20 protein-coding genes and 1 tRNA gene are annotated in these 25,170 nt (G+C 60.5%); 10 read left to right on the plus strand and 11 right to left on the minus strand.

The genetic code is table 11. The features are described from left to right. Positions 1–5: 5 nt before the first annotated feature. From ACURWW_RS01300 to recQ, 3 genes are read right to left on the minus strand one after another with little or no spacing between them, the layout of a single operon-like run. Entirely contained in the window at positions 6–824 is an 819-nt protein-coding gene (locus ACURWW_RS01300) for a spermidine synthase (protein WP_445615204.1), read from the minus strand. After that, positions 781–2,262, minus strand: coding sequence for an alpha/beta hydrolase (locus ACURWW_RS01305; RefSeq protein ID WP_445615205.1), 1,482 nt, complete (start codon positions 2,260–2,262; stop codon positions 781–783). The genes ACURWW_RS01300 and ACURWW_RS01305 overlap by 44 nt, the downstream gene beginning before the upstream one ends. Positions 2,263–2,295: 33 nt before the next feature. Next, a complete protein-coding gene (gene recQ / locus ACURWW_RS01310; RefSeq protein WP_445615206.1) occupies positions 2,296–4,479 on the minus strand; it encodes a DNA helicase RecQ in 2,184 nt (727 codons plus the stop codon). 193 nt (positions 4,480–4,672) lie between these two features. On the opposite strand from recQ, the gene ACURWW_RS01315 reads away from it, so the two are divergent. Both ACURWW_RS01315 and ACURWW_RS01320 read left to right on the plus strand, forming a co-directional pair. Then, the gene (locus ACURWW_RS01315) at positions 4,673–5,827 is read left to right on the plus strand and encodes a phospholipase D-like domain-containing protein (RefSeq protein ID WP_445615207.1); all 1,155 of its coding nucleotides are present in this window, start codon (positions 4,673–4,675) and stop codon (positions 5,825–5,827) included. Between the two features lie 43 nt (positions 5,828–5,870). Next, positions 5,871–6,683: an endonuclease/exonuclease/phosphatase family protein gene (locus tag ACURWW_RS01320; RefSeq protein ID WP_445615208.1), complete on the plus strand. Its 813-nt coding sequence runs from the start codon at positions 5,871–5,873 to the stop codon at positions 6,681–6,683. Positions 6,684–6,718: 35 nt separating this feature from the next. On the opposite strand, the gene ACURWW_RS01325 is transcribed toward ACURWW_RS01320, so the two are convergent. Further along, a complete protein-coding gene (locus ACURWW_RS01325) occupies positions 6,719–8,704 on the minus strand; it encodes a TonB-dependent receptor plug domain-containing protein (RefSeq protein ID WP_445615209.1) in 1,986 nt (661 codons plus the stop codon). A gap of 323 nt (positions 8,705–9,027) precedes the next feature. Between ACURWW_RS01325 and ACURWW_RS01330 the strand changes: the two genes are divergently transcribed. From ACURWW_RS01330 to ACURWW_RS01340, 3 genes are all read left to right on the plus strand, one after another. Further along, positions 9,028–9,660: a DUF3806 domain-containing protein gene (locus ACURWW_RS01330; RefSeq protein ID WP_445615210.1), complete on the plus strand. Its 633-nt coding sequence runs from the start codon at positions 9,028–9,030 to the stop codon at positions 9,658–9,660. A gap of 198 nt (positions 9,661–9,858) precedes the next feature. After that, complete coding sequence (locus ACURWW_RS01335) at positions 9,859–11,235, plus strand: cytochrome ubiquinol oxidase subunit I (protein WP_445615211.1); 1,377 nt, start codon at positions 9,859–9,861, stop codon at positions 11,233–11,235. Positions 11,236–11,238: 3 nt separating this feature from the next. Beyond that, positions 11,239–12,243: a cytochrome d ubiquinol oxidase subunit II gene (locus ACURWW_RS01340; RefSeq protein ID WP_445615212.1), complete on the plus strand. Its 1,005-nt coding sequence runs from the start codon at positions 11,239–11,241 to the stop codon at positions 12,241–12,243. Between the two features lie 38 nt (positions 12,244–12,281). Here the strand turns inward: ACURWW_RS01340 and ACURWW_RS01345 are convergent, their stop codons facing one another. The 3 genes from ACURWW_RS01345 to ACURWW_RS01355 all read right to left on the minus strand — a co-directional run bounded on the left by ACURWW_RS01345 (position 12,282) and on the right by ACURWW_RS01355 (position 15,624). Beyond that, positions 12,282–14,132: a cation:proton antiporter gene (locus ACURWW_RS01345; protein WP_445615213.1), complete on the minus strand. Its 1,851-nt coding sequence runs from the start codon at positions 14,130–14,132 to the stop codon at positions 12,282–12,284. A 99-nt stretch (positions 14,133–14,231) separates the two neighbouring features. Continuing rightward, complete coding sequence (locus ACURWW_RS01350) at positions 14,232–14,621, minus strand: copper resistance CopC family protein (protein ID WP_445615214.1); 390 nt, start codon at positions 14,619–14,621, stop codon at positions 14,232–14,234. A gap of 112 nt (positions 14,622–14,733) precedes the next feature. Continuing rightward, positions 14,734–15,624, minus strand: a complete 891-nt coding sequence (locus ACURWW_RS01355) for a LysR family transcriptional regulator (protein ID WP_445615215.1) — start codon at positions 15,622–15,624, stop codon at positions 14,734–14,736. Positions 15,625–15,807: 183 nt separating this feature from the next. On the opposite strand from ACURWW_RS01355, the gene ACURWW_RS01360 reads away from it, so the two are divergent. The 4 genes from ACURWW_RS01360 (at position 15,808) to ACURWW_RS01375 (ending at position 18,996) form a co-directional block, all read left to right on the plus strand. Beyond that, positions 15,808–16,581: a ferredoxin--NADP reductase gene (locus ACURWW_RS01360; protein ID WP_445615216.1), complete on the plus strand. Its 774-nt coding sequence runs from the start codon at positions 15,808–15,810 to the stop codon at positions 16,579–16,581. 51 nt (positions 16,582–16,632) lie between these two features. Continuing rightward, positions 16,633–17,007, plus strand: a complete 375-nt coding sequence (locus tag ACURWW_RS01365; RefSeq protein ID WP_445615217.1) for a hypothetical protein — start codon at positions 16,633–16,635, stop codon at positions 17,005–17,007. Between the two features lie 84 nt (positions 17,008–17,091). Continuing rightward, positions 17,092–18,825 carry a gamma-glutamyltransferase gene (ggt, locus tag ACURWW_RS01370; RefSeq protein WP_445615218.1) on the plus strand — a complete coding sequence of 578 codons (1,734 nt, stop codon included), beginning with the start codon at positions 17,092–17,094 and terminating at the stop codon, positions 18,823–18,825. A 94-nt stretch (positions 18,826–18,919) separates the two neighbouring features. Next, positions 18,920–18,996 (plus strand) — tRNA-Arg (locus ACURWW_RS01375). A gap of 193 nt (positions 18,997–19,189) precedes the next feature. Here the strand turns inward: ACURWW_RS01375 and ACURWW_RS01380 are convergent. From ACURWW_RS01380 to ACURWW_RS01395, 4 genes are all read right to left on the minus strand, one after another. Further along, entirely contained in the window at positions 19,190–19,966 is a 777-nt protein-coding gene (locus ACURWW_RS01380; protein ID WP_445615219.1) for a Rossmann-like and DUF2520 domain-containing protein, read from the minus strand. Positions 19,967–19,995: 29 nt separating this feature from the next. Continuing rightward, positions 19,996–20,691: an SIMPL domain-containing protein gene (locus ACURWW_RS01385; RefSeq protein ID WP_445615220.1), complete on the minus strand. Its 696-nt coding sequence runs from the start codon at positions 20,689–20,691 to the stop codon at positions 19,996–19,998. 182 nt (positions 20,692–20,873) lie between these two features. Further along, positions 20,874–21,335, minus strand: coding sequence for a Cu(I)-responsive transcriptional regulator (cueR, locus tag ACURWW_RS01390; protein WP_445615221.1), 462 nt, complete (start codon positions 21,333–21,335; stop codon positions 20,874–20,876). A gap of 92 nt (positions 21,336–21,427) precedes the next feature. After that, positions 21,428–23,983 (minus strand): heavy metal translocating P-type ATPase, encoded by a 2,556-nt coding sequence (locus tag ACURWW_RS01395; protein ID WP_445615222.1) that lies wholly within the window; start codon positions 23,981–23,983, stop codon positions 21,428–21,430. 237 nt (positions 23,984–24,220) lie between these two features. Here ACURWW_RS01395 and ACURWW_RS01400 point away from each other — a divergent pair, with 237 nt between their 5' ends. Then, positions 24,221–24,439, plus strand: a complete 219-nt coding sequence (locus tag ACURWW_RS01400) for a heavy-metal-associated domain-containing protein (RefSeq protein WP_445615223.1) — start codon at positions 24,221–24,223, stop codon at positions 24,437–24,439. The last annotated feature ends 731 nt before the right edge of the window (positions 24,440–25,170 follow it).

Here is a 25,170-nt window from a genome sequence, read left to right on the forward strand (position 1 = left end):
CGGCATCAGGTGCGAATCTTTCGCAAACGCGCTCGGAGTCCGCGGGTGGCATTCCTGCCCAGCCGGCTCTCCGCCTCGCGCAAGCTGCTGGAAAGGTCGGCGCGCGACACTGCGGAACGGAAAAACGCACCGATCCGGTTGTCGTAGCCGGGCACCGACAAACTGTACGCGGATTGAAACCATCCGGATCGCAGCCGCTCGTTCAGCGCACACCGCCGCAACGCCATCGCGGATTCGAAATTCAGGACCAGCAAGCCCTGCGGACTGAGGTGTTTGCACAGCGCGTCCGCCCAGGCCTTGCCCACATTCACCGCCCGCGTGGGGTCTCCACCATTCTCCACGAACAGGTCGTCCACAATCAGATCGAAGGGTTTGCCTCGGTATCGGCTTAGCCAGGCTACCGCATCCGCCTCAACCAGGGTCACGTGTTCCCGATCCCGCAAACCGAAGTGACGCCGGGCCACGGTGAGGTGTACCGGGTCAAGTTCCACCCCACAAAACTCCACCGGACCGAGGAAGCGTTCCAGCCGGCGAATAACCGCCCCGCCGCCGACTCCCAGTACCAGAACCCGCTGAATGCAATGGGGCTGCAAGAGAGCAGGCAGCACCAGCAGATCCCAGATGCTGCCGTCGAGTAGCCGGTCTGGATGATACTGGCTGTGAAAAGTGCCGTTGGTGTACAGGCGCAGACTTCGCCCCGCCCGGCGAACCTCATACACGCGACCCGCCGCCCGTTTTTGCCAGACCAGCGCCATCAGTGCCCGGCCACGCCAACGTGGATCACTGCAGCGCACCTTTGTCGCAGGGCATCGGGTGTTCTTCAAGGGGTGCATCCAGAAACGAACGGAAGGCCTGATGAACACAAGCGCTGCCGGCCACAACTCCATGGCCGAGATTCGGCAGGTGCCAGTGCTGACTGTTCGGCAGACGGTCTGCCACCTCCCGCGCCCAGGCTGCGGGGGTGACCGGATCGAAACCACCCGAGAGAATCAGCACCGGCATATCGCTTTTCACAGGCTTTTTGAACTGCTGCAAGTCGCTGCGCCGGGGAATCGGTCGGCACATGTCGTAGCGCCAGGCGTATTCCGTGTAGGCGGACCATTTTGGATAAAGACGTCGCACCGCCTCGAAATCTTCGCGGCTGACCACCACGGATTCGGAACAATCCACCGCCAGATAAACCAGTGCATTGAAGTCCGGCGCCAGCTCGCTGTTGACCGAATGCTGCGCCAGCTTCTTCAGGGCTTCCGTTCCGCCCTTCAGGACTTCGTCAATGGCCAGTAGAACGTCCTCGTGAAGGGTGTTGTCGTAAAGGGCCGTATAGATCATGCCCAGAAAGCGATGGTCATTGACGACCACTTTAAGGGGCCAGCCGCCCTCCCAGAGCGGCACGGTCAGGCTGCGGGGTTCCTCCTTCAGCACAGCCATGGCTCGCCAGAAGTCTGTCTCCAGGTCGCGCTTCGACTCACCCTCCGGACACAGGCTCCCCTCTGCACAGGCTTGCCAGAAATAGCTGAAGCTGTCATGCAACAAGGCTGGCCATTCAGCAATGGACCCTTTGTCCAGGGGGTAGACTGAGTCCAGAACCAGGGCCCGTATCCGCTGATCCGGCAGTCGCAACCAATCAAGAGCCAGCCGGGTGCCGTAGGATCCGCCCATGACGTTCCAGTGCCGGTAACCCAGAGCCAGCATGAGTTCGTTCATGTCCTGGGCGCTTTGGGTGGTGGAAAAGTCGGCCAGGGAATGGCCCGCCACCTTCATCAGACCAATGCATTCCTCCACGGCTGCCAGCGTGGCCCGGTGTTCTTCCTGAAGGCTGAGATTCTGGCGCAGGATTTTTCGCACGTGGCTCTCGTAGGCGCGGCAGTTGAACTGGGGCTTGCTGAGCCCCGTTCCTCGCTGGTCCACGAGAATCAGGTCCCGGGACAGGTTGGCGATCTCCGCCCAGTAGAACCAGTGGTCGATTCCGTTACTGTCGAGAAAACTCGAATTCCCCGGTCCGCCGGAGAGGTATATCAATGGATCATTCTGATGGTCTTCGGACCGGTCACGAAAGATCACCACCGGCAGTGTGTAGCCGCCCCGCTGGGGATCCGTGCGCATCTCGGCACAGTCCACCTCCACATCGGCGGGAACCGGGAACCAGCACTCGACGAACCGCAGGCCGTCACGCTGCTCCGCGTCAGACGCTGGCTCCGCGGCGCGCGCCGGATTAGAGATCTGCAGGAGAAGCGCCACCCCAAGCAGAATCGAATAGGTCACGGTCAGCCAAGGGTTCGATCCAGTGCGCATGGGTCAGGAGAGTGTCAGATTGAGTGAACGCTTGAGCGCCGCGCGCACGCAGGCGAGCTCGCCGAGGGAATAGAGCCCCGCGAAATGTTCGTGAACCGGCTCCAGGGGCAGGCGATCATCGTCTTCGGCGTGGACCGTCAGCAGGTCCATGATCTGATTGATTGCGTCCTCACTGAGTTCCACAGCCTGGGAGATGTCCACCTGACCCGTGGCAATCAGCTCGCTGAGCTGCATGTGAATGGCATTCGGGTCCAAAGCGTTGGCCGCGGCAATCTCCCGGGGGGACGCGCCCTTTTCCAGCAGGGCAACAATCTGCTGCGGCTCCAGCGGCCGGGACTGCGGAACTGTCGGAACCCGTTGTTCTTCCTCTGCCGGTCCCTGGGAATCATGCTCCGCGATCAACGCGATAAAAGTGTCCCCGTAGCGGCGCAGTTTTGCTTCGCCGACACCACTGATGGCAGCGAACTCGTCGTGATTGCGCGGCCGCGCCTGCAGCAGTTCCATGAGGGTGGTATCGTGAAAAATGACGTAGGGCGGAACGCCCTGTTCCTTGGCGAGGCGGTTGCGCAGGTCTCGCAGGGCTTGCCAGAGAGCTCGATCCTCTTCATTGCGGGGCACAAGCTTACCGCGGCTCATTTTTTCCATGGCAGCGGCGGATTTTTCACGCTCCTGACGAAGCAGAAGTTTTTCCTCACCCCGCAGCACCGGACGCGCCTTTTCGGTGAGCAGCAGAGAACCAAAGCCACTCACGTCGACGCTCAGATAGCCTCTGGCCACCAATTGCCGGAAAACGGATCGCCAGCGGGCGTCGTTGAACTCCTTGCCGATGCCGAAAGTGGACAGATTCTGATGACCAAACTGGGTTACTTTCGCGGTTTCCTTTCCCTGCAATATGTCGAGCAGGTGCCCGACGCCAAAGCGCTGACCGCTGCGGTACACGCAACTCATGGCCTTCTGCGCGGCCTCGGACGCATCCCAGGTCTGTACCGGCTCCAGGCAGGTGTCGCAATTTCCACAGGGTTCATGAGCATCCTCGCCGAAATAACGCAGCAGCGCCTGACGGCGACAGCTTGAAATCTCGCAAAAGCCGAGCATGGCCTCGAGCTTGCTGCGCTCTGCGCGTTTGTGCTCCTCGGTGCCCTGGGACGATTCCAGCATCTGGCGCAGCATAATGACGTCCTGCATGCCGTAGGTCATCCAGGCTGTGGCGGGCAGACCGTCGCGCCCGGCCCGGCCCGTCTCCTGATAATAGGCCTCCAGATTCTTGGGCAGATCCAGATGGGCGACGAAGCGCACGTCCGGCTTATCGATGCCCATACCAAAGGCAATGGTGGCGACCACGATGACGCCCTCCTCCCGCAGGAAGCGCTCCTGGTTGGATTCCCGCACCGAGGGGTCCAGTCCCGCGTGATATGGCAGGGCGTTGAAGCCCTGCTGGCAAAGCCAGTCGGCTGTCTGCTCTACCTTCTTTCGGGACATGCAGTAAACGATGCCCGCATCCCGCGGGTGCTCGCGGCGCAAAAAGCCCAGCAGCTGCTGACGGGCGTTGTTCTTCTCAGTGACCCGGTACTGGATATTGGGCCGGTCGAAGCCACTGACATAATGGTCCGCTTCACCCAAGTCGAGGCGGCTGATGATCTCCTGGCGGGTGCGCTCGTCCGCGGTTGCGGTGAGGGCAATGCGCGGCACCTGCGGATAGCGCCGGTGAAGCAGGCTGAGTTGCAGATAATCGGCCCGGAAATCGTGCCCCCACTGGGAGACGCAGTGCGCCTCGTCAATGGCAAAGAGCGCAATGGGCGCATCATCGAGCAGGGACAGCAGATAATCCTGGGTCAACCGCTCAGGGGCCACATACAGCAGGTCCAGCACCCCCGCCCGCAGGTCCCGCTCCACCGCCCGCATTTCCTGGGGATTCAAGGTAGAATTGAGATAGCTGGCGCGCAGGCCCAGTTGCCGGAGCGCGCTGACCTGGTCCTGCATCAGCGCGATCAGGGGCGATATGACAACCCCGACGCCGTCCCGCAGAAGGGACGGAATCTGGTAGCAGAGGGATTTACCGCCCCCGGTGGGCATGAGGACCAGCGCGTCACGACCGGCCATCAGTGCGGAGATAATTTCCTCCTGGGGCGGTCGGAAGGCTTGATAGCCGAAGGTGTTCTGCAGAACTTCGAGGGGGCGCATAGACATGGCGCGATTATACCCGCCACCCTCAGCCCGCGCACCCTTGGACGGCGGTAGATTCGACCCAGCGAACCTGGAGGCCCTCACTTGATCAGCAGGGGACACATTTTTTGGAAGTTGATCCTCATCAGCGCATCAACCACCTGGGTGGCACCTCACCCGATTTTCCCTTCCCACGCCCCGGACACCTGAGTCACGCATGCAACGCTTGACTGCCGCCGGGCCGCGAGTCGTCTGGGAAGACTACGCCTGGGTCGACGAACAGCTGTTCTCCGAAAACGATCTCTATTTCGACGCGCTGTTTGCATCCATCGACCGCGCCCGCGAAAGCATTCTGCTGGCCACCTACATTTTTCAGCTCGACGGGCTGGGGCGGGAGATGATCCGCCATCTCAGGCGAGCCCGGGAACGGGGCGTGAATGTTCGAGTGGTGTATGACGGTGTCGGGGCAATGGAGGCTGCCGACAAGATCGCAAGCAGGCTGGAAAAGGCAAACATTCCGGTGCGCATTTTTCATCCACTGCCTTGGCAGCGGAAGAGCTATCGCCGCGCCCTGCGCCACACCAGCTGGCTCGGCAGCTTTTTCCTGAGTCTGCTCAGGATCAATCAGCGGCAGCACGCCAAGATCTGCATCGTGGACAACTTCACACTCTGGTGCGGCAGCCAGAACGTCACCTCAGACCATCTGAGTGAGCACCGCGGCGGCAAGGGCTGGCATGATTTCGGCGCCATGGTCAGCGGCCCCAGCGTGAAGGCCGTGGCGGACACCTTTGACGATTTCTGGGCCTACCGTCGTCCCCGGGTGGGGCGCGGCCTGTTCAGCCATTACTGGAACAATGTCACCGAACTTGCCCGGCAGCGCAAGAATCGGCTGCTGGCGACGCGCATCGCCAATGCGAGCCGCCGGGTGTGGATCGTCAATCCCTACTTTTCTCCCACCCGCAAGATCATCCGCGCCCTGTTGGAAGCCAGCGCCCGGGGCGCAGATGTGCGCATCGTTGTCCCCTATACATCGGATCTGGAATTCTTCCCTCTGCTCACCTCCACGTATTACGACGAACTGATCCGCCATGGGGTACGCATATTCGAGTACCTGCCTTCGATCCTGCACGGCAAGCTGATGCTCGCCGATGACTTCTGCCTGCTCGGCAGCACCAATCTCAATCACCGCAGTTTGTTACACGACCTGGAGTTCGACATAGTGATGGGCAGCACGCATACCCTGCGCGCTGCGGAGAGCACATTTCTGAACGACCAGAGCTCATCCCGGGAAGTCACAGCCGAACATGTGAAGCTGATGGGAAAACGGCGCCTGCTGGGCTGGATCCCGTGGCTTATCCGCTACTGGCTATAAGCTATACTGACCCGGTAACGTGAGTACAACCGAGGAGCGGCGAATGCGATTTGCAGTAAACAACAATGCCGATAGCGAAACGACCACGACGGAAGGCGCTTCGGGTTCCGGTACCAGGATCGAGGTCGATCGGCTGCGAATCCTTTCCTATAACATTCACAAGGGCTTCAGTCTCAATAACTCCCGTTTTATTCTTGAAGAAATCCGACATGCGATTCGCACGGTCAATGCCGAGCTTGTGTTTCTGCAGGAAGTGATGGGCAATCACGAGCCCAGCCGCAAGCACCAGAACTGGATCCCCGGTGCGCAGTTTGAATTTCTCGCCGACGAGATCTGGCCCCACTTCGCTTACGGCAAAAACTCCATCTACCAGCATGGCCATCACGGCAACGCCATCCTCTGTAAGTTGCCGTTCAGCTACTGGGAAAACACCGATGTCAGCAGGTTCAGATATTCCCGCCGCGGCATTCTGCACGGGGTTGTCGGCAAACACCTGCACGTGTTCTGCATGCATCTTGGCTTGCTGGGCTTCGAACGCCGGTTCCAGCTGCAAACTTTAATCGACACGGTGGAAGCCCAGGTTCCTGCGGATGCGCCGGTGATCATCGCAGGAGACTTCAATGACTGGAAGTGTGCGGTGGACCGCAAGCTCTATGATCGCCTGGGTGTAAAGGAGGCTTTCCGGGAGATGCGCGGCAAACCGGCTCGTACCTTTCCCGCAGCCATGCCCATGCTCCAGTTGGATCGAATTTACTACCGTGGACTGGATGTGGTGGATGTGAGCCGACTGGTCGATGACCATTGGCAAAATCTGTCGGACCACTGCGCTCTTTACGCGGAATTCGCGCTGCCCTGAGTACTCATCGTTGTGCCGGTGCGCCCTCCGGGTCGTCAGAACTTCCAGTCCAGCCGCAGAAAGACTGCTCGCTCGATTTCCAGGCCCACGTCCCTGTACTCCAGATGCTGGGAATCCAGAAGGTTTTCTCCCACCAGACTCAACCCCACCTCCGGGCGCGGCTGCCAGCCCAATCGCAGGTTCAGTTCCGTGTAGCCGGGGATGTCCGGCCCGTGCAGCCGGTCCACGTAGCGGAGCCACCCATCCAATTGCCACTTCGGCGCCAGATCCAGTCGCGAGAACAGGCTCGTTTTGTACTGAGGCGCAGCGTTTTCACTGGCGTCGGACCCCGGGGTCACCTGAGGCTCCGCGTCCAGGTCAAGATCCAGGTAACTCTGGGCAAGAGCGAGACGCCACCCGGGAAGCACTTGCCAGCGGGCCGCAATCTCCACGCCCCTGACGGTACCATTGACCCCATTGGCGAAACTGGCCGGAACGACCAGGCGGCCTGGCGCCGCCGGGTCCACAAAGGGGGTGCCCACCCGTGTAGTGATTATCTCTTCGTACTCGTGCCGAAACGCGGTGAAATCCAGATACAGGCCCTCGTGGGGGGAGACCCGATAGCCGAGCTCCTGGGCCACGAGCTCTTCCGCGTCCAGCTCACTTTCACCCAGATACCGGGTTTCTGTCGTACCGGCAGGATCGAGTACCGTCAGCCGAATGTCGCTCTCGGCCCGGCTTGGAGTGCGTGCCGCCCGCGACACGGAGCCCCACACCGTATACCGTGCATCGGGCGTCCAGGCCAATTGCACGGAAGGTTGAAACTCCTCACCCGTGTAATCGTTATGCTCGAACTTCGCGCCAAGAGTAACGGCCAGGTCATCGGTCAGGGCGATGGTATCCTGCACAAAGGCGCTGTAGATCTCGTAGCTCCGCTCGGCGGGTTCGAACGCCACAGTGAAGGTGTTCGCGAAGTCATCCCGAATGTGCCGGTACCCCAACCCCCAGACAACCTGGTGGCGCTCGTGAGTTCGAAAACGATGCTGGAAATCCAGGTCGACGGTGAGAACCTGCTCTTCGGCCTGCAAGGGGTTGGCCTCGTACCAGTCCAGGTAACTCTGCACGGAAAATTCATTGTCGCGGTCAACCGCCCGGCTCCAGCGACCCAGAACGTGACCGCCGCGGGCACGGTTATCCAATCGCGCGGCTCGCAGGTAGGGTGGCTCCGGCGCGGAAACCGCAGGGAAAAGACGGTTGACGTCCGCCTCATAGAGATCGCCCTGCAGCATCAAGGTATCATTCTGTGCGGGCTCCCAGTCGGCCCGAAAACCGACTCGCCCATGCCGCCATGCGTCCTCGGCATCCTCCCCCGATGAAGTGACCGAGTCATCGCGGTCGGTGTACTTGGCAAAGATGCGATAGCTTCCCGTTTGCCCCAGCCGGCCACCCCAACGGGTAACCACCGAGCCAAGTTCCGTGCCGCCAATAACAGCCGCGTGCCCCCCTCGCGTTTCGTGGGCGGATTTGGTGATGATGTTGATGACTCCATTCACCGCGTTGGCGCCCCATTGCGCGGCTCCGGGGCCACGGATGACTTCTATCCGCTCCACGTCCTCGAGCACCAGGTCGCGAAGATCCCAGTTGACGCCGGAATGCACGGGTGTGTAGATGCTCCGGCCGTCCATCAGCACCAGGAGCTTGTTGGCAAATTCGCCGTTGAAGCCCCGCGCCGTCACAGCCCAGCGGCGGGCGCTCAGTTGAGCCACGTGCAGGCCCGGAGCGAGGCGCAGCACTTCGGGAAGCCGCGTGGCGCCGGAACGGCGGATATCCTCGCTGGTAATCACGAACACGGCGGCGGCCGTTTCCGCCAGAAGCTCGGGGCGGCGCGAGGCCGAGGTGACCTTGATCTCGCTGAGTTCTTCAATGCTCAGATCGAGCAAGTCGGTCGCCGCAGACTTCTGACCGGCAGCAGCCCCTGGCAGCAGCGCCAGGGTTGCTGCCAGGATCGAAACACAACCAGTCAGGGGATGTACCGTGTACAAGCTCAATACCTCGTCTATTCTCGGCCCGGATATGACGGGGCAAACCGGGATTCAACTGTTACGCAATGAACGTTCCGATCAAGCCGAGTTCAAACCAGTTCCAATGAAGTTGTGGCGCGCAGAATGCGCCCGCATGCGCCCTGTTGTTCGAGCTGCGTGCCTTGTAATACTGTTGAGTCTGCCGATCCCGACCCGGGCGCGCTGACCGGACCCCGCCACGAGCGTAGAAGTAGCGGCTCCCGGGGCAAACAGGGTACGATGGCGAAAGTACGAACCCGGCTTCCGCCCAGGTGCGGAAGCACAAGAATCCTGATGAGGTAACAATGTTTTCAAAAGCCCGTATGCGCCTGGTCCCGTTCCTGCTGCTGGCAAGCTGCATCGCCGTCGCGGCCCACGGTCAGGTGGACCGGACCTTTATCAATCAGGAAGATGAGGAAAAGGCAAAGCAGAAAACCAGCGAACTGACCTGGGCCGACAAAAACGAAATGCAGCGCCGGGTCGAGGCGGTGGAGTTGCTGGGACAACGTCATTATGGCCAGTCCCTGCGCAATGACGTGTCGGATCTGCGCCTGCTGCAGCGCATCGCCAATGACAAGCTGATCAAGCAATCGGACACGGAACGGCTGCAGGCTCTGGGGGTTGTCCTCGGGAACACTCTGGAACGCGAGCTCGGACTGGAGTGGAAGGTCTACAACGATGAGGTCGGTCGCAGCCGCGCGCTGTGCGTACCCGACACCGAGCACTGCCTCTTTCCCATAACCATGTTGTCCCGGCGCCTGGAAGTGGGCTTGGGCGTGAACGTGCAAAGGATTTACAACGAGGCGGTGGAGACCATCGACCCGTATCTTCCCGACCACAACGCCTACGACGGGGTGAAGGCCGATCCCCGCGAACGACCCAGCTGGATTGACGAGGCTACAAAATCGAAACCACCGATTCGAATCCGGGTTCAGTAGCCGATTTGAACTGAAAGGGAACGCGCCGTTCGGCCCTGGCGGCAGCTTCCACGGGTGGGCCCTTGCGGCTCCAAACCAATGTCGAGTACCATCCGGATGTCCGTGAGCTAATGCGGATGTCCGGCACAGAACAGCTAACCGGACACGGGAACGAACAGGACGTTCGAGGGCGCACGCTCAACCGGAGGCAGGTCGGCCATGCTTGATACGTTCATGTTGTCGCGGATTCAGTTTGCGGCCAACATCAGCTTCCACATCCTCTTCCCCGCGATAACCATCGGCCTGGCCTGGCTGCTCTTCTATCTTAAAGTCCGACATGACATGAGCCACGCGCCGGTGTGGATGCGCGCCTACCGGTTCTGGGTCAAGATTTTTGCACTCACTTTCGCAGTGGGTGTGGTATCCGGCATTACCATGTCGTTTCAGTTTGGCACGAACTGGCCCGGTTTTCTCGAGACCGTCGGCAACGTGGCGGCCCCCCTTCTCGGCTACGAGGTACTGACCGCATTCTTCCTCGAAGCGACATTCCTCGGCGTCATGCTCTTCGGCATCAACCGCGTGCCCAACTGGTTGCATACCCTGGCGACATTCCTGGTGGCATTCGGCACGTCTCTGTCAGCCTTCTGGATCATCGCCCTCAACTCCTGGATGCAGACTCCGGCGGGGTTCGAGATGCGCGAGGGCATCGCCTATCCCCTGAGTTGGATGGAGGTCATCTTCAACCCCTCCATGCCCTATCGCCTGATCCACATGCTGCTCGCGTCCGGGCTCACTGCCTCCTTTCTGGTGGCTGGCCTGTCGGCCTACCGGATTCTGAAAGGCGACCCCAAACACGCACCGCGCCTTGCCCTCAAAACGGGTATCGTGGCCGCGGCAATCATGATTCCCATCCAGATTATTGTGGGCGACCTGCACGGGCTCAATACTCTCGAACATCAGCCTGCAAAGGTCGCAGCCATGGAGGCCCTCTGGGAGACCCGTGAGGGCGCACCGCTGGTTCTGTTTGCCTTGCCGGATGAGGAGCAGCGAACCAATCGTTTTTCCCTCGAAGTCCCCAAACTTGCAAGCCTCATCCTCACGCACACCTGGGATGGCCAGGTTCAGGGCCTAAACGACTTCCCGGAAGAACATCCCCCCGTGGCGCCGGTATTCTGGGCATTCAGAGTCATGGTGGGGCTGGGCTTCATCATGCTTTTCGTCGCATGGGCTGCGCTGTTCCAGATTTTGCGCCAGGGGGAGTTGTCCCGCGGCATGCTTCGCATGGTGTTTGCCATGACCTTTTCCGGTTGGGTGGCTCTGCTGGCGGGCTGGTACGTGACGGAGATTGGCCGCCAGCCCTGGATCGTCACCGACGTTTTGCTCACCCGCGATGTGGTGACCCAATTGCCCGCCGGGAATATCTGGTTTTCGCTAACGGCCTACATTCTGCTATATGTCGTTTTGCTGACGGCCTACCTGGGCACGTTGTTCTACATGGCCCGGCAGTCCGTGGAAGTGGAAGAATACGATGACATGTCCATCGCGGCCCAGCGCAATATTGCGGAAGGTCATCCGGGTGTACAGGGTAGGAGCTAAGTCGTGACTCCAGAGGAATGGTTACCCATCGTTTTCGTCGCCATCCTGGGTGTGGCGGTCCTGTTTTACGCAGTACTGGACGGCTACGATCTGGGGGTCGGTATTCTTTTGCCCCTGAGCGCGGATGCTGAACCCGAACGGGACGTGATGATTTCCTCCATCGGCCCGTTCTGGGATGCGAACGAAACCTGGCTCGTACTGATCGTTGGGGTGCTGTTTATCGCCTTTCCGACCGCCCACAGCATGATCCTGCAGGCGCTGTATATTCCCACGCTATTGCTGTTGCTGGGATTGATCCTGCGCGGTGTGGCCTTTGACTTCCGGGCCAAGTCAATCGTCACCCGCAAACATCGGTGGGACCGCGCCTTCAAGGCCGGCTCCCTCCTCGCCACCTTGTCGCTGGGCTACATGCTCGGTTTATACGTGATGGGCTTCGAGACCAACGTCACCGCCCACTCTTTTGCCATCGTCAGCGCCGGAGGCGTAACCGCTGCATTCACCTACATGGGCGCGGCCTGGCTGGTATGGAAAACAGAAGGTGAACTGCAGAAGCAGGCCGCCCATTGGGGCCGCGTGGCGGGCTGGCTTACCGGCGCCGGAATCCTGCTGGTGAGCGTCGTCAACGTCAGCATCGATCCCAGCATTTTTGACCGCTGGTTCGGCTTCCCGGAGACCTTGCTGTTGTTGCCGCTGCCCATCCTCACCGCCGCGCTGATTGTGCTTACGGACCGCTACTTCGCCGGTGTACCGCACTCCGGCGACCGCGGGGCCTGGAAACCGCTTGCGAGTGTAGCGGGGATTTTTGTGCTGGGTCTGGGGGGGCTTGCCTACAGCTATTTCCCCTACGTGGTGCCCAACCAGCTGACGATCTGGGAGGCTTCGGCTTCCAAGGAACCGCTCATTTTCATTCTGGTGGGTGTAGTGATTGTTCTGCCGTTCATTCTGGGCTACACGGCATTTTCCTATCGTGTATTCCGCGGCAAGGCGACAGAGCTGCGGTATTATTGAAGGCCCGGTTCAGGCGCCAGCGGCGTTCGAAACGCAAATCATTCGGCGCCGGACCTGCCCTCCTCTGCCATTTCCCGCTTTTTCTTCTCCACTTTTTCCGGTCTGGTATACAAGCTGATCAGGGTCCACCCGGCCTCGGGCGTCAGCTCCCGTTCCACGGTAAACACCTGCAGACGACCCTTGGGTGAGATCGCAAACAGAGGGATGACTTCGTTGCCTTTGCGCTCCTGAAAGTCTTCGAAGTCAAACTCTTCAGAGAGTTTGGTGCTGCGGATTTCCGCCCCCTGGCTGAGCAGGCTGGCCAATTTGCTGTACGTTATGTCCTGCCCGAATAGTATCGATCCCCGCTCCTCGGTGGCCAGTTGGTGTTTTTCCGAGACATTGACTTCCGGGCTGGTCAGCAGGGTGTAGATATTGCGCTCGCCGAACTCCGCCTGGTAGCGCATGCCCGCCACCGCATTGATCCCGCGCATGGGCGACAAGGCCAGCAGCTTGCCTATCCCCACCAGGTCGAGATGCTGATCCGCGTAACCGGAGACGGGATTACCGTAGAAGGTTTCCAGACCCTCCATTCGTGCGGCACGGATGTTTTCCCAACTGGAGTCCGTTAACAGAGTTCGAAAATCGTGCTCCTTGAGCGCAGCCGCAATGGCCCGGGCCACCGGGTTCGCACCCACCACCAGGAAGCCCTTGGGCGCGGGCTCGGCCACCCCCAACGCGCGGGCCAGGGGCCGGGCGGTAGCGCTCTGCAACACGACCGTGCCGACGATGACAATAAAGGTCAAAGGCACCAGCAGACCCGCATCGGCTTCCCCTGCACGCTCGAGCCGAATCGCAAAAAGCGCCGACACAGCGGCCGCAACAATGCCTCGCGGCGCAATCCAGGAGAGCAGGGCCTTTTCCTGCCAGCTCAGAGGGGTTCCGATGGTGGACACAAGAATCGACAACGGTCGGGCGATGAACTGCATGATCAGTAGCAGCGCCACAGCAGCCCATCCCAGCGCCAGAACACTTTCCAGCGTCAGGCGCGCCGCGAGCAGGATAAACAGACCCGAGATGAGAACGACGCTGAGGTTCTCCTTGAAGTTCAGAATCTCCCGGATGTGGATGTCCTTCCGGTTCGCGAGCCACATGCCCATAAGGGTTACAGCCAGCAGCCCGGACTCGTGGGCGAGGGTGTCGGCAAAACTGAATACGGCGAAGACGAGCGACAGTGTTGCCAGATTGAGCAGGTAATCGGGGATCCAGTGCTTGCGTAGGATGAAGCCCAGGAACCAGCCACCCGCCAGGCCCAGTGCTGTGCCGATCCCGACAATTTTCACGAAGGTGGACAGCCCGTGCACAAGCCCGGTGGCCTGGCTCTGTGCGGCCACAAACTCGAACACAACCACCACCAGCAAGGCCCCGATGGGGTCGATAAGAATACCTTCCCAGCGCAGGATGTTGGCAATCTGGGCGTTGGGGCGCACCGTACGGAGCATGGGCACGATAACCGTGGGCCCGGTCACGACGGTGAGGGCCCCGAACAGGATGCTCAGTTCCCAGCTCAGATCAAAAAGGTAGCGGGTCGCTACCGCCACCACCGCCCAGGTGACCGCCGCACCGAGGGAGATCAGACGCCGTACAGCCGTGCGCTGGGCGCTGATTTCGCTCAGGTTCAGAGTGAGGCTGCCTTCAAAAAGGATGATTGCGACGGACAGTGAAATCAGAGGAAACAGCAATCCACCGAAGAGCGCGTCCGGGTCCAAAACCCCGAAGCCGGGCCCCAGGAGCACACCGGCGGCCAGCAGAAACAAAATTGCCGGCAGCTTTACTCGCCAGGCAAGCCACTGACAGGCAAAGGCCACCAGACCAATGATGGAGATAACGAGAATGACAGAGCTTGGCATCGAGTTGGCGGGAGTCCCTGCAGCCGACGGTAAGACAATGATGTCCAGGTCAGTAGAGTAGCGCGGGCCGATGCAAGGCCCGCGCCGTATTCATTCGGCTCAGCCCTGTTTCGCCGCTACCGTGAACTGATATTGACCGGAGTAATCCTCGGCCCCCTCGGCAAAGCGTGTCTTCCACTCCACTGTGTATTCACCATTGGGCAGCGGATATTGCTCAATCTCAATCATCAGGTCGTCGGCACCCATGGTGTGCAGCCCGGTCAGCGGGATTTCCCCTTGAGGGCCCGTGAGTTTCAGTTCGCTCCGGCTGACGTCCGGGAGTTCGGTCAGGAACACACGGAGAGTTCGCGGGGGGTATTCCAGCGTACCGTCTACAGGCGGATTGGCTTTCAGAAAGACCCGCGAAGAATCGGGCTCCGCACCGCCCCCGCAGGCGGACAAACCCACAACGATCAACAAAAACAGGCTGAAACTGCGAAAGAAATTCATGGTGCCCTCCTCCAGAAATGCTCTGCCATATTAAAGGGCTTTCTACGCCATGGCCAGCTGCGCCGGGGAATCCGTCCGCGCTCCTACCATCCGGGGTTCCCGCGTGGAAGTGTCAAGGAGTCGCCCGGGGCTCCCACAGGAGTTGAAGCCATTTCGTAATTGCCGCACTTTGGTATTTTTGCCGGTGGAGGATGAGATAGAACCAGCGGCTGAAATCCCGGTGCTCCACCGTCAGTGCCACAAACCGGCCCTGGGCCAGGGCGTCCGCCAGCGTTACCCGCGAAAGACAGCCGATGCCCATGTTACCTTCCACCGCCCGCTTGATTGCTTCCGTGTGTTGGAGCTCCATCACCACATCCAGATTCGGCAACAGATCGTGCATGGCGCGCTCGAAGGCCTGGCGTGTGCCCGAACCGGGCTCGCGCAGTATCCACCGTGCCGCGGCCAGATCCTCATCGCGGAGGGTTTCGAGCCGGGCGAAGGGATGCTGGGGAGAACAGAATACAACCAGCTCATCCTCGCGCCAGGGTCTGATAATTAGGTCGGGGTCATTGACCTCCCCCTCAATCAGGCCCATATCGAGTTCATAGCGCAGGACCTTCTCACTGATGGCGGCGGTATTCGCCACCTCCAGGGTCACCCGGCTGCCCGGGTTGTCTTCCATGTACCGCGCGATGAGCGACACGGCGAGGTAGTTGCCAATGCTTAAAGTGGCACCCAGTCTGAGCGGCCCGGGATCCAGGTGCCGCCCCAACGCCATCTCCAGTTCCCGGGCCCGCTCCAGCAGCTCTTCGGCCCGAGGCTGTAGCAGGCGTCCGAAGTCGTTGAGTTTCAGACGTTTGCCGACTCGGTCGAACAGCCTCACGTCGAACTGCTGTTCCAGCTCCTTCAGTGCCCCGCTGGCGGCCGACTGCGACAAGGCCAGACTCTCGGCGGCGCGACTGAGGTTTTCGTGCTGAGCAGCGGCCAGAAATATCTCCAGCTGCCGGAGGGTGTAACGCATGACTTAGCCTTATATTGGAAACCGAATAATCATATCCGAATAAACTATTTTGCCGATAGGTAACTCTGCGGGTATAGTGCGCCCCAATCTTTGAAAAGGTGCTTTTTTGCACAAATACTTGGCTCTCCACACCGGGGACCGAGTGTCTATCCTCCTCAGATTTTGGCCTGGCAAGAGAGAGTAATGAGTCAGCTACGCGAAGAGACCGTCACTAGCGTTCACCATTGGAACGACACACTGTTCAGCTTCACCACCACCCGCGACCCGGGCTTCCGCTTCAAGAACGGTCATTTCACCATGATCGGCCTAAAGGCTAACAATAAGCCCCTCCTGCGCGCCTACAGTATCGTGAGCGCCAATTACGAGGAAGAGCTGGAGTTCTTCAGCATCAAGGTGCCCGACGGTCCGCTGACCTCCAAGCTCCAGCACCTGCAGGTGGGTGATCCCATCCTGGTCAACAGCAAGCCGACCGGAACGCTCATCCTCGACCACCTGAAGCCGGGCCGGAACCTCTACCTGCTCAGCACCGGCACCGGTCTGGCGCCGTTTATGAGCATCATCAAGGATCCCGAGGTCTACGAGCTGTACGAGAAGGTGATTCTGGTGCACGGAGTGCGGGAAGTAAGTGAGCTGGCCTACGCGGAAACCATCTGCAATGAGCTGCCGAACAATGAATACTTCGGGGATCAGGTGGGCGAGAAGCTCATCTATTACCCGACTGTAACCCGCGAGCCCTTCCGCAACCGTGGACGGATCACAGAGCTGATGACCAGCGGCAAGCTTTTCGACGACATCCGTCTGGATCAGCCGGATCTGGCCAACGACCGCTTCATGCTGTGTGGCAGCCCCGCCATGCTCAAGGACACCTGCGAAATTCTGGACGGCTGGGGCTTCCACGAAGCGCGTCAGGGCAACCTGGGCGAGTACGTGATCGAGCGGGCTTTCGTGGAGAAATAAAGACAACGGCACGGAGCACCGCCGGCCACGGCCACCACCTCTGGAGGAATCATGGACAAGGGTCGCTCAATCGTCGTCGCTGTACTCCTCCTGTTTTCCCAGGCGGGTAACGCCGCCTGGGAACCGGTCCTGCGCTTCTCGTCCCTGTGCGATGTCGATAACCAGGTGTGCCTCGAGGGGCGAATCGACTTCGACCCGAACAGCAAAATCATCGAAATCGACGCTCGCCAGTTCCAAAGCGCCGGCAGCGGCCTGCTCACCTTCCACTTTGTCGGGACCACTCCACTGGGAGAGCAGGTCTATCATTCCAGCGCCGTAGAACTGCGTGGACGCTACGGCGAACGAATTTCCCATAAGTTCGGGCCACCCTACTCCAACCGCACTCAGTGGACCCTAAATCGCCTCACTTTCGAAAAGGTGGATTGACCCGGCACCTGAGAGGCCGCGTCGGCCCCCGGGCTCCGTTATGTTAAGCTTCACGCCGTTTTTGGAACCAACGAGGGCAAAGCTTTGCGCTATCTACTCCTGACTCTCTGCCTCTCTCTCAGCTTTCAGCTTGGCTGCAGCCAGGCCCCGTCCGATACCAGCACTCCGGAACCGGAAAAAACCATCTCGCCCACGCTCGCCACCGGCACAAATGGCGTAGTGACTTCGCGCTCAGCACTGGCATCCGAGGTGGGCGTCGACATCATGCGCGCCGGCGGTAATGCCATCGACGCCGCTGTAGCCACCGGTTTCGCTCTCGCCGTGACCTACCCCTCCGCCGGCAATATTGGCGGTGGCGGCTTCGCGGTCATTCATCTGGCCGATGGCGCTGTCAAGACCCTCGACAGCCGCGAACGGGCCCCGCTCGCGGCCCATCGCGACATGTATCTGGATGAGAACGGCGACGTCATTCCCGGCATGTCCACCTCCACCCACGCTGCGAGCGGGGTGCCGGGCACCGTGGACGGCCTGCTCAGGCTGCTGGACGCCCACGGGACCATGAGCCGTCAGGAGGTTCTTGCCCCCGCGATTCGCCTCGCGGAGGAAGGCTTCCCCCTTACAGAAGACCTGGCCCGGCAGTTTACCCGGGTGCTGAAGACCATGGGCGAGTACCCGGCGTCCCTGGCCAAGTTCTCCAGGAACGGAGAGCCCTACCAGGCCGGAGAGATCTGGAAGCAGCCGGATCTGGCTCATACCCTTCGATTGATTTCAGAACACGGGAGAGACGGCTTTTACAAGGGAGAAGTGGCCGCCAAAATCGAGGCGGAGATGGAAAAGGGCCGCGGCCTGATCACCCGCGAGGATCTGGCGGACTACCATTCAGTCTGGCGTGATCCGGTGGTCGGAGAATACCGGGGGTACACCATCTGGGGCATGCCCCCACCCTCCTCCGGCGGCGCCCTCATCGTGCAGATGCTCAACATGATCGAGCCCTTTGATCTGGGCGCCATGGGCTGGGGGAGTCCGGAAGCCATTCACCTGATGGTGGAGGCGGAGCGCCGCGCCTACGCGGACCGCACCCAGTATCTGGGGGACCCCGACTATGTGGAAGTGCCTCTCGCGATGCTCACCTCCGAACAGTACGCCCGCCAGCGCTTCGAAGATTTCGACCCCCGGCGCGCCTCGGACAGCGATGACATCGGCGCCGGCCGCTGGCCTGAGGAAAGCCCCCAGACCACTCATTACTCGGTCATGGATAAATGGGGTAATGCGGTCTCCCTCACCACCACCCTCAACAGCAGCTATGGCAACAAGATCGTGGTGGAAGGCACGGGCATCCTGCTCAACAACGAAATGGACGATTTTTCCGCCAAACCCAACGTGGCGAACCAGTTCGGGCTGTTGGGGCGGGAAGCCAACGCCATCGAACCAGGCAAGCGCATGCTCAGCTCCATGTCCCCCACCATTGTCACGCGGGGCGGCAAACCCTACCTGATCACCGGCTCGCCCGGGGGCTCCACCATCATCACCACCACCCTGCAGATCATCGTCAACGTGATCGACCACAACATGTCCATCGACGAAGCGGTCGCCTCCCCCCGCTTCCACCACCAGTGGAAGCCCAACGCCATCTGGCACGGCCCTGGCGGCGTTCCCGACGACAGCCTCCCCCAACTGAAGGAACTGGGCCACAAAAACATCAGCGCCCGGTTCAGCCGTGGCATTGGCGACGCCAACAGCATTCTCTTCGACGCCGAATCAGGGATTATTCACGGCATGAAGGACCCGCGCAGCGAAGGCGCGGCGGTCGCGTATTAACCGCTCCTGCACACCCAAAGCCGCGGAGCAAGAAATTCACGCCCCGCGGCCTTGACGTGCAGAGATCGAATCACTAGTATACGCGCCTCTTTACGCACTCGTAGCTCAGCTGGATAGAGTACCTGACTACGAATCAGGTGGTCGCAGGTTCGAATCCTGCCGAGTGCGCCAAACATAAAAGCCCGGTCCACAAGGATCGGGCTTTTTTGTTTGGTGATCTTGGCCGGTGAGATCCTGCGCCCAGGTTCGACAAAATCGCCCGGAGCGATTTTGGACGCCGCAGCAACGCGGAGGCGCCCCCGCAGGGGTGGGCGCCAGGACGGCGCCCATCTATCCTGCCGAGTGCGTATCGGGCACCACGAAGTTATGATCCGTTCTTGGTGGCTTGCCGGAAAATACTTCTACTTACCGCCTCGTACAAAGATTTCATCTCGGGCCGGTCTGCCAACAGCCCCAGATGCGCATCGATCACGTTGTGATCGTATCGCACGGCCGGCCCAGTCTGGGCTGCAGCAGGACTCATGTCGTGCACTTTTCGAGCGGTCTCATCGATTAACGGCAGAAGGTCCTGAAAACCCAGGCCCTGGCCTTCCAGGATCTCCGCGGCCAGGTGGTAGAAGTGATTGACGAAATTGCAGGCGAAAACAGCGGCGAGGTGCAACTGTTTTCGCTTTTCAGATGCGCAGACCTGAACGTGCCGGGACAATTTTTGCCCCATGTCCAGCAAAATGGCTTCGTCCTCCAAACGCAGCGCCTCAACGTAAATGGGGATCTCATCAAAGTCTACATTACGGCTGGCGGAGAAGGTTTGCAGCGGATAGAACACGCCCACTCGGTCCGCGAAGGGCTTCAAATCTGCCATGGCGATGCTTCCGGCCGTATGCACGACTAACCCCCTCAGGCGTGGCAATGCGGCCAGCACTTCCGTCAACACCGCGTCCTTCAAGGCGCAGACATACACGTCCGCGGAGGTATCCAGCCGAGCCGCGTCCGTTACCGGCGTTGCGCCCAGGACTGTGCTCAACCGGGCCGCTTTCGCTGCGTCGCGCCCGTACACTTGCAGGATCTCGAAGCCGGCCTGGTGTAGTGCGATCCCCAATTGGGTCGCCAGATTTCCATAACCAATGAGTACGATACGCATCTGTTTTCCTGATTGCAGCCTGGCGGCTGTCAATCAGCCTCCACCAGTTCGATACTCAGCGCAACAGAAGCAGCGACACTAACCTGCCCTTCCCGAAAACTCTCTCCACTGCCAGAGCTGAATGCGGCATAGGCAACCCTCGGTGTGGGCCCGCTATGATTGCTGGTCGCACGAAGGTCGCGTATTCGGCCCACGGAGAGGTTGACCTGGTCGGCGACGACTCGGGCTTTGGTCATGGCGTCATCCACAGCCGCTCGAATGGCCCGCTCCTGCAATTTCGAAGAATCGGCCACCGACAGAGTGACCTGGCTCATCTGGTTGACTCCCGCCTTGAGCGCCGCATCGATAAGCTCCGGGTAAGTTTCGAGCTTGCGGACGGTCACGTCGATGGTGCGTCGAACCGTCATCCCGCTCAAAGTGCGCTCTCCTGTTTTGTTGTTGTGATGATAATTGGGGTGAACCGCAAGACTGGCCGCCTGAACGTCGCGCCGTTCGATGCCAAGCCTTTCGGCAACTTCAATGACTTTGGCCACTGCCCGGTCCACGTCGGCTTTGAGCGATTCAACCGTCTCACCCTCCTGCACCACCTCAAAGCGTACTTCCGCTTGATCCGGAGCTGCGTCGATGGATGCCTGGCCGGTTACATGAATCAGGGAATCGTCGCCTTCGGCCAGTGCAGGCAAGCCGATCGACAGCAAAACAACAAGGGAGATCAATCTAAACATCCGGGCACTCCTATTTGAGCAGCAAACAGAGAGCAGAGTGTACAACCGCGCGGGAGCCATTGGTATGCGGCGCGCCACACTACCGGCTTTCGCTTTCACGGGGCACGCCAACCATTCATTGATTCTGACCATGATGCGAAAACCCAGCCGGCGACGGCCCTGCCCCGGCCCGGCAATATCGGTCACGCCCCGGATTCATTATTGCGTGCAATATCTTCCAGGATGGGACAGTTGGGGCGGTCGTCCCCATGACAGCTATCGGCCAGCGTCTTGAGCGTATTGGCCATGGCCTGCAACTCGCGGATCTTTTCTTCAAGCTGACCTATGTGTTCGAGGACAAGCCGTTTAGCTTCGGCACTGCTTCTGTCCTTGTCCTGCCAAAGACTTAACAGAACCGCCACCTGTTTCATGGAGAAACCAAGCCTCCGCGCGCGCCTGATGAACTGCAGGGTATAGACATCCTCGTCACTGTAAATGCGATAGTTGGTAAAGGTGCGGCTGGCGGGCGGGATCAAGCCGATCTGTTCGTAATGACGAATCATCTTTGCACTGACGCCGGAGGCTTGCGCCGCCTCTCCGATGTTGAAAAAACCCCGCTCGCGCGCTTCGGAAAGCTCTTGTCGTAATTGGGTGTTTCGGCCCATGGTGTACTCCTGTCAATAAAGAGCAGCTTATACAGTTCTCGCCCTGTGGGCTCAAAGATCGATCCAGTCAGGACAGCCGCTCCCTTCGCGAATCAATGAAGCGGAACCTGTGTGGCTTCGGCTCGCCCAACCAGCGCGCTGTGGGCCGTTGCCGCAGTGGATTTTTCAATTGTTACCATCGGCGGCTGGAAGCCCCTGAGTCGCAGCGCGTTGCCGAGTACGAACACGCTCGAAAGCGCCATCGCCGCGGCCGCGAAGACCGGCGAAAGAAGCACCCCAGCGAGGGGATAGAGTGCCCCTGCAGCCACCGGAATCAGGGCCGCGTTGTAGGCGAAGGCCCAGAACAGATTCTGGTGGATGTTGCCGATGGTTGCTTTGGACAGGGCGATGGCGTTGGGTACGCCCTGCAGGTTGCCGGACATCAGCACCACGTCGGCGGACTCAACCGCCACGTCCGTACCGCTGCCGATCGCCAGCCCAACGTCAGCCTCCGCCAGTGCCGGAGCATCGTTGATACCGTCGCCAATGAAGGCGATTCGACCAACCGTTCGCTTCAGGCGGCGCACTGACTCCACCTTGCCGTCGGGCAGCACCTCTGCCACCACCTCATCGATGCCGAGCTGCCCGGCAATTGCGCGCGCAGTGCGCTCGTTGTCGCCAGTGATCATTGCCACCTTCAGTCCCAGGTCGTGCAGCGCTGCGATGGCGGCGGGCGTGCTCGGCTTGATCGGGTCCGCGACGGCCACAATGGCTGCCAACTGGCCGTCGACGGCCACGTACAGGGGCGATTTGCCGTCATTGCCCAGCTGTTCAGCCACCGTGTCGAAGCCATGGATATCGAGGCCCAGCGCTCTCATGAAGCGATCCGCACCCACCTCCACGCGGGCACCGTCCACGGTTGCTCGGACACCCATACCGGTGACGGACTCGAAGTCAGTCAGGGGCGGCACGGGAATGCCTTCCCGCTCGGCCGCCTCGACAATGGCACGGGCGATGGGGTGTTCCGAGCGTGATTCCACCGCAGCGATCCACCCTAAGACCCGAGCGCGATCAAAGCCGGGCGCGAGTTCCAGGTCGGTCAGCGCGGGTCGCCCTTCGGTGAGGGTGCCGGTCTTGTCAAAGGCCACCACAGCGGCGTCCTTCAGTAATTGCAGCGCTTCCCCCTTGCGGAACAACACGCCCATTTCCGCCCCGCGGCCGGTACCGACCATGATCGACGTGGGAGTGGCCAGACCCATGGCACAGGGACAGGCGATGATCAGCACGGCCACAGCGTTCACCAGCGCAAAGGTCAATGCGGGCTCAGGGCCAAAGACGAGCCAGACCATGAAGGTCAGCGCCGCAGCCCCCATGACCGCAGGTACAAACCACATTGTTACCTTGTCCACCACAGCCTGAATCGGCAATTTGGAAGCCTGAGCCTGCTCCACCAAACGAATGATCTGGGCGAGCATGGTTTGTCCGCCAACCGCGGTGGCGCGCAGCGTGAAGGCACCCTGCTGGTTTACAGTGCCACCCACTACTTCACTGCCCGCGCTCTTTTCGACGGGGATGGGCTCACCGGTGATCATGGATTCATCGACAAAGCTGCGCCCCTCTGTCACCTGGCCATCCACCGGCACCCGTTCGCCGGGGCGCACTTCGACCAGATCCCCCAGAGCGACCTCACTGATCGGCACATCCACGGAACGGCCATCCCGGACCAGGTGTGCGACCCTGGCCTGGAGACGGACAAGCCGCTTGATGGCTTCTGAGGTCCGACCCTTCGCGCGCGCTTCAAGGAAGCGGCCCAACAGGATCAGCGCCACGATGACGGCGGCCGCCTCATAGTAGACATTAACGGTTTGGGCGGGTAACAGGCTGGGCGCGAAGGTCGCCACCACGGAGTAGCCGTATGCGGCGGCGGTACCGACTGCGACGAGGGAGTTCATGTCCGGCGCCAGGCGAACGAGCGCGGGGAACCCCTTGATGTAGAAGCGTCGGCCCGGAATAGCCAATGCCAGGCTGGTCAGCACAAATTGCAGATACCAGCTCCACTGGGTTCCGATAGTGGCCGCTATCCACTCGTGCATGCCGGGTATGATGTGTGAGCCCATCTCAAGCACAAATACCGGCAGCGCAAGGAAGCTGGCCAGGAGAAAGTCCCGCCTGAGCGCCGTGCTCTCAGCGCCTTTCTGGTCCGCGCTGTCGGCATCGGAGCCAGCGGCTGTGAGCACTCTCGCTTCATAACCCACATCCCTGACGGCCGCGATCAGGGATTCGGGACCTGCGTTGCCGCGCACGGTTGCCCGTTCGGTGGCAAGGTTTACCACCGCATCGGCAACCCCGGGAACGGCCTTCAGAGCACGTTCCACGCGCCCCACACAGGACGCACAGCTCATACCTTCGACGACCAGTTCCGTTGTGCCTGCGGGAACCTGGTACCCGGCCTTCTCGATCGCCTGGATCAGCGCTCCAAGGTCGACCGGGCCTACCGGACGGATGTCCGCTCGTTCGGTGGCAAGGTTGACCGATACCTCGCCCACCCCTTCAAGCCTGGCCAGCGCCGCTTCCACCCGACCCACGCAACTCGCACAACTCATACCCTCGATCGGCAGACTGATCGGTGCTCCAGACGCCGTCGAACCACTCGCGTTTCCCTTTTTCATGATTTTGCCCTCATCAGCGGGAGTTCAACATGAAAGCACCCTAAACCTTACCATGATGGGAAGGTCAATAGTCGAATTCCTCGTGACCCAGGCAATCCGGCGGCACCCGACAGCCCCGGGAGAAACCGGCTGCATCGAACAAAGATGCTTGACCTTCCCATGGCGGGAAGCGCGAAACTATTGTGGGATCCCGCTCCGCGGGAGCAAACCAACCGTTGTTATCAAGCGAGGCATGCGATGTTGAAACTGATCGTCCCGGAGATGACCTGTGGACACTGTGCAAGTGCAATCACCCGCGCGGTTGCGGGCGTGGACAGCAAAGCCACCGTCGACGTTGACCTGGAGCGCCACCTGGTCAGCGTAGCGAGCGGCGAAAGCGCGGATGCGATTCGCGCCGCCGTTGAGGATGCGGGATATGCTGTGGACGACCTAATCCAGGAATCCAGGTCAGACTAGGACACGCTCCTCCCTGAGGCGGCGCCGGTTTGACGCTTCTGCGGGGATCGGGTTGGGGATCGGATTGGCGAATAAGGGGAGTAGAACAAAAATGGCTCAGTGCCAGCGGACGGCACCGGTCGGGATGAATCGAAACGGCTTTTGGCCGTTTCGACCCTGCGGGCTTCGCGCTGGCGCGCTCGTTGCCACTTGCTGTCGCAAGTGGTCGAACCCTCTTGTCGGGTTCAAATCCCTCCCGTGGGGAGTTCAGTGGATTCTGCGCAGATCGGATTGGCGAATGAGGGGGAGTAGAACTGAAATGGCGGAGAGGGAGGGATAGATTCGCACGTCCTGTGCTCACCCCTGCGGGGCGCCTCCGCTACGCTCCGGCGTCCAAATTCGTTCCCGACGAATTTGTCGAACCCTCTTGTCGGGTTCAAATCCCTCCCGTGGGGAGTTCGGTGGATTCTGCGGGGATCGGATTGGCGAATAAGGGGAGTAGAACTGAAATGGCGGAGAGGGAGGGATAGATTCGCACATCCTGTGCTCACCCCTGCGGGGCGCCTCCGCTACGCTCCGGCGTCCAAATTCGTTCCCGACGAATTTGTCGAACCCTCTTGTCGGGTTCAAATCCCTCCCGCGGGGAGTTCAGTGGATTCTACGGGGATCGGATCGGCGAATAAGGGGAGTAGAACTGAAATGGCGGAGAGGGAGGGATAGATTCGCACATCCTGTGCTCACCCCTGCGGGGC

It is taken from the genome of Gilvimarinus sp. F26214L (assembly GCF_054401055.1).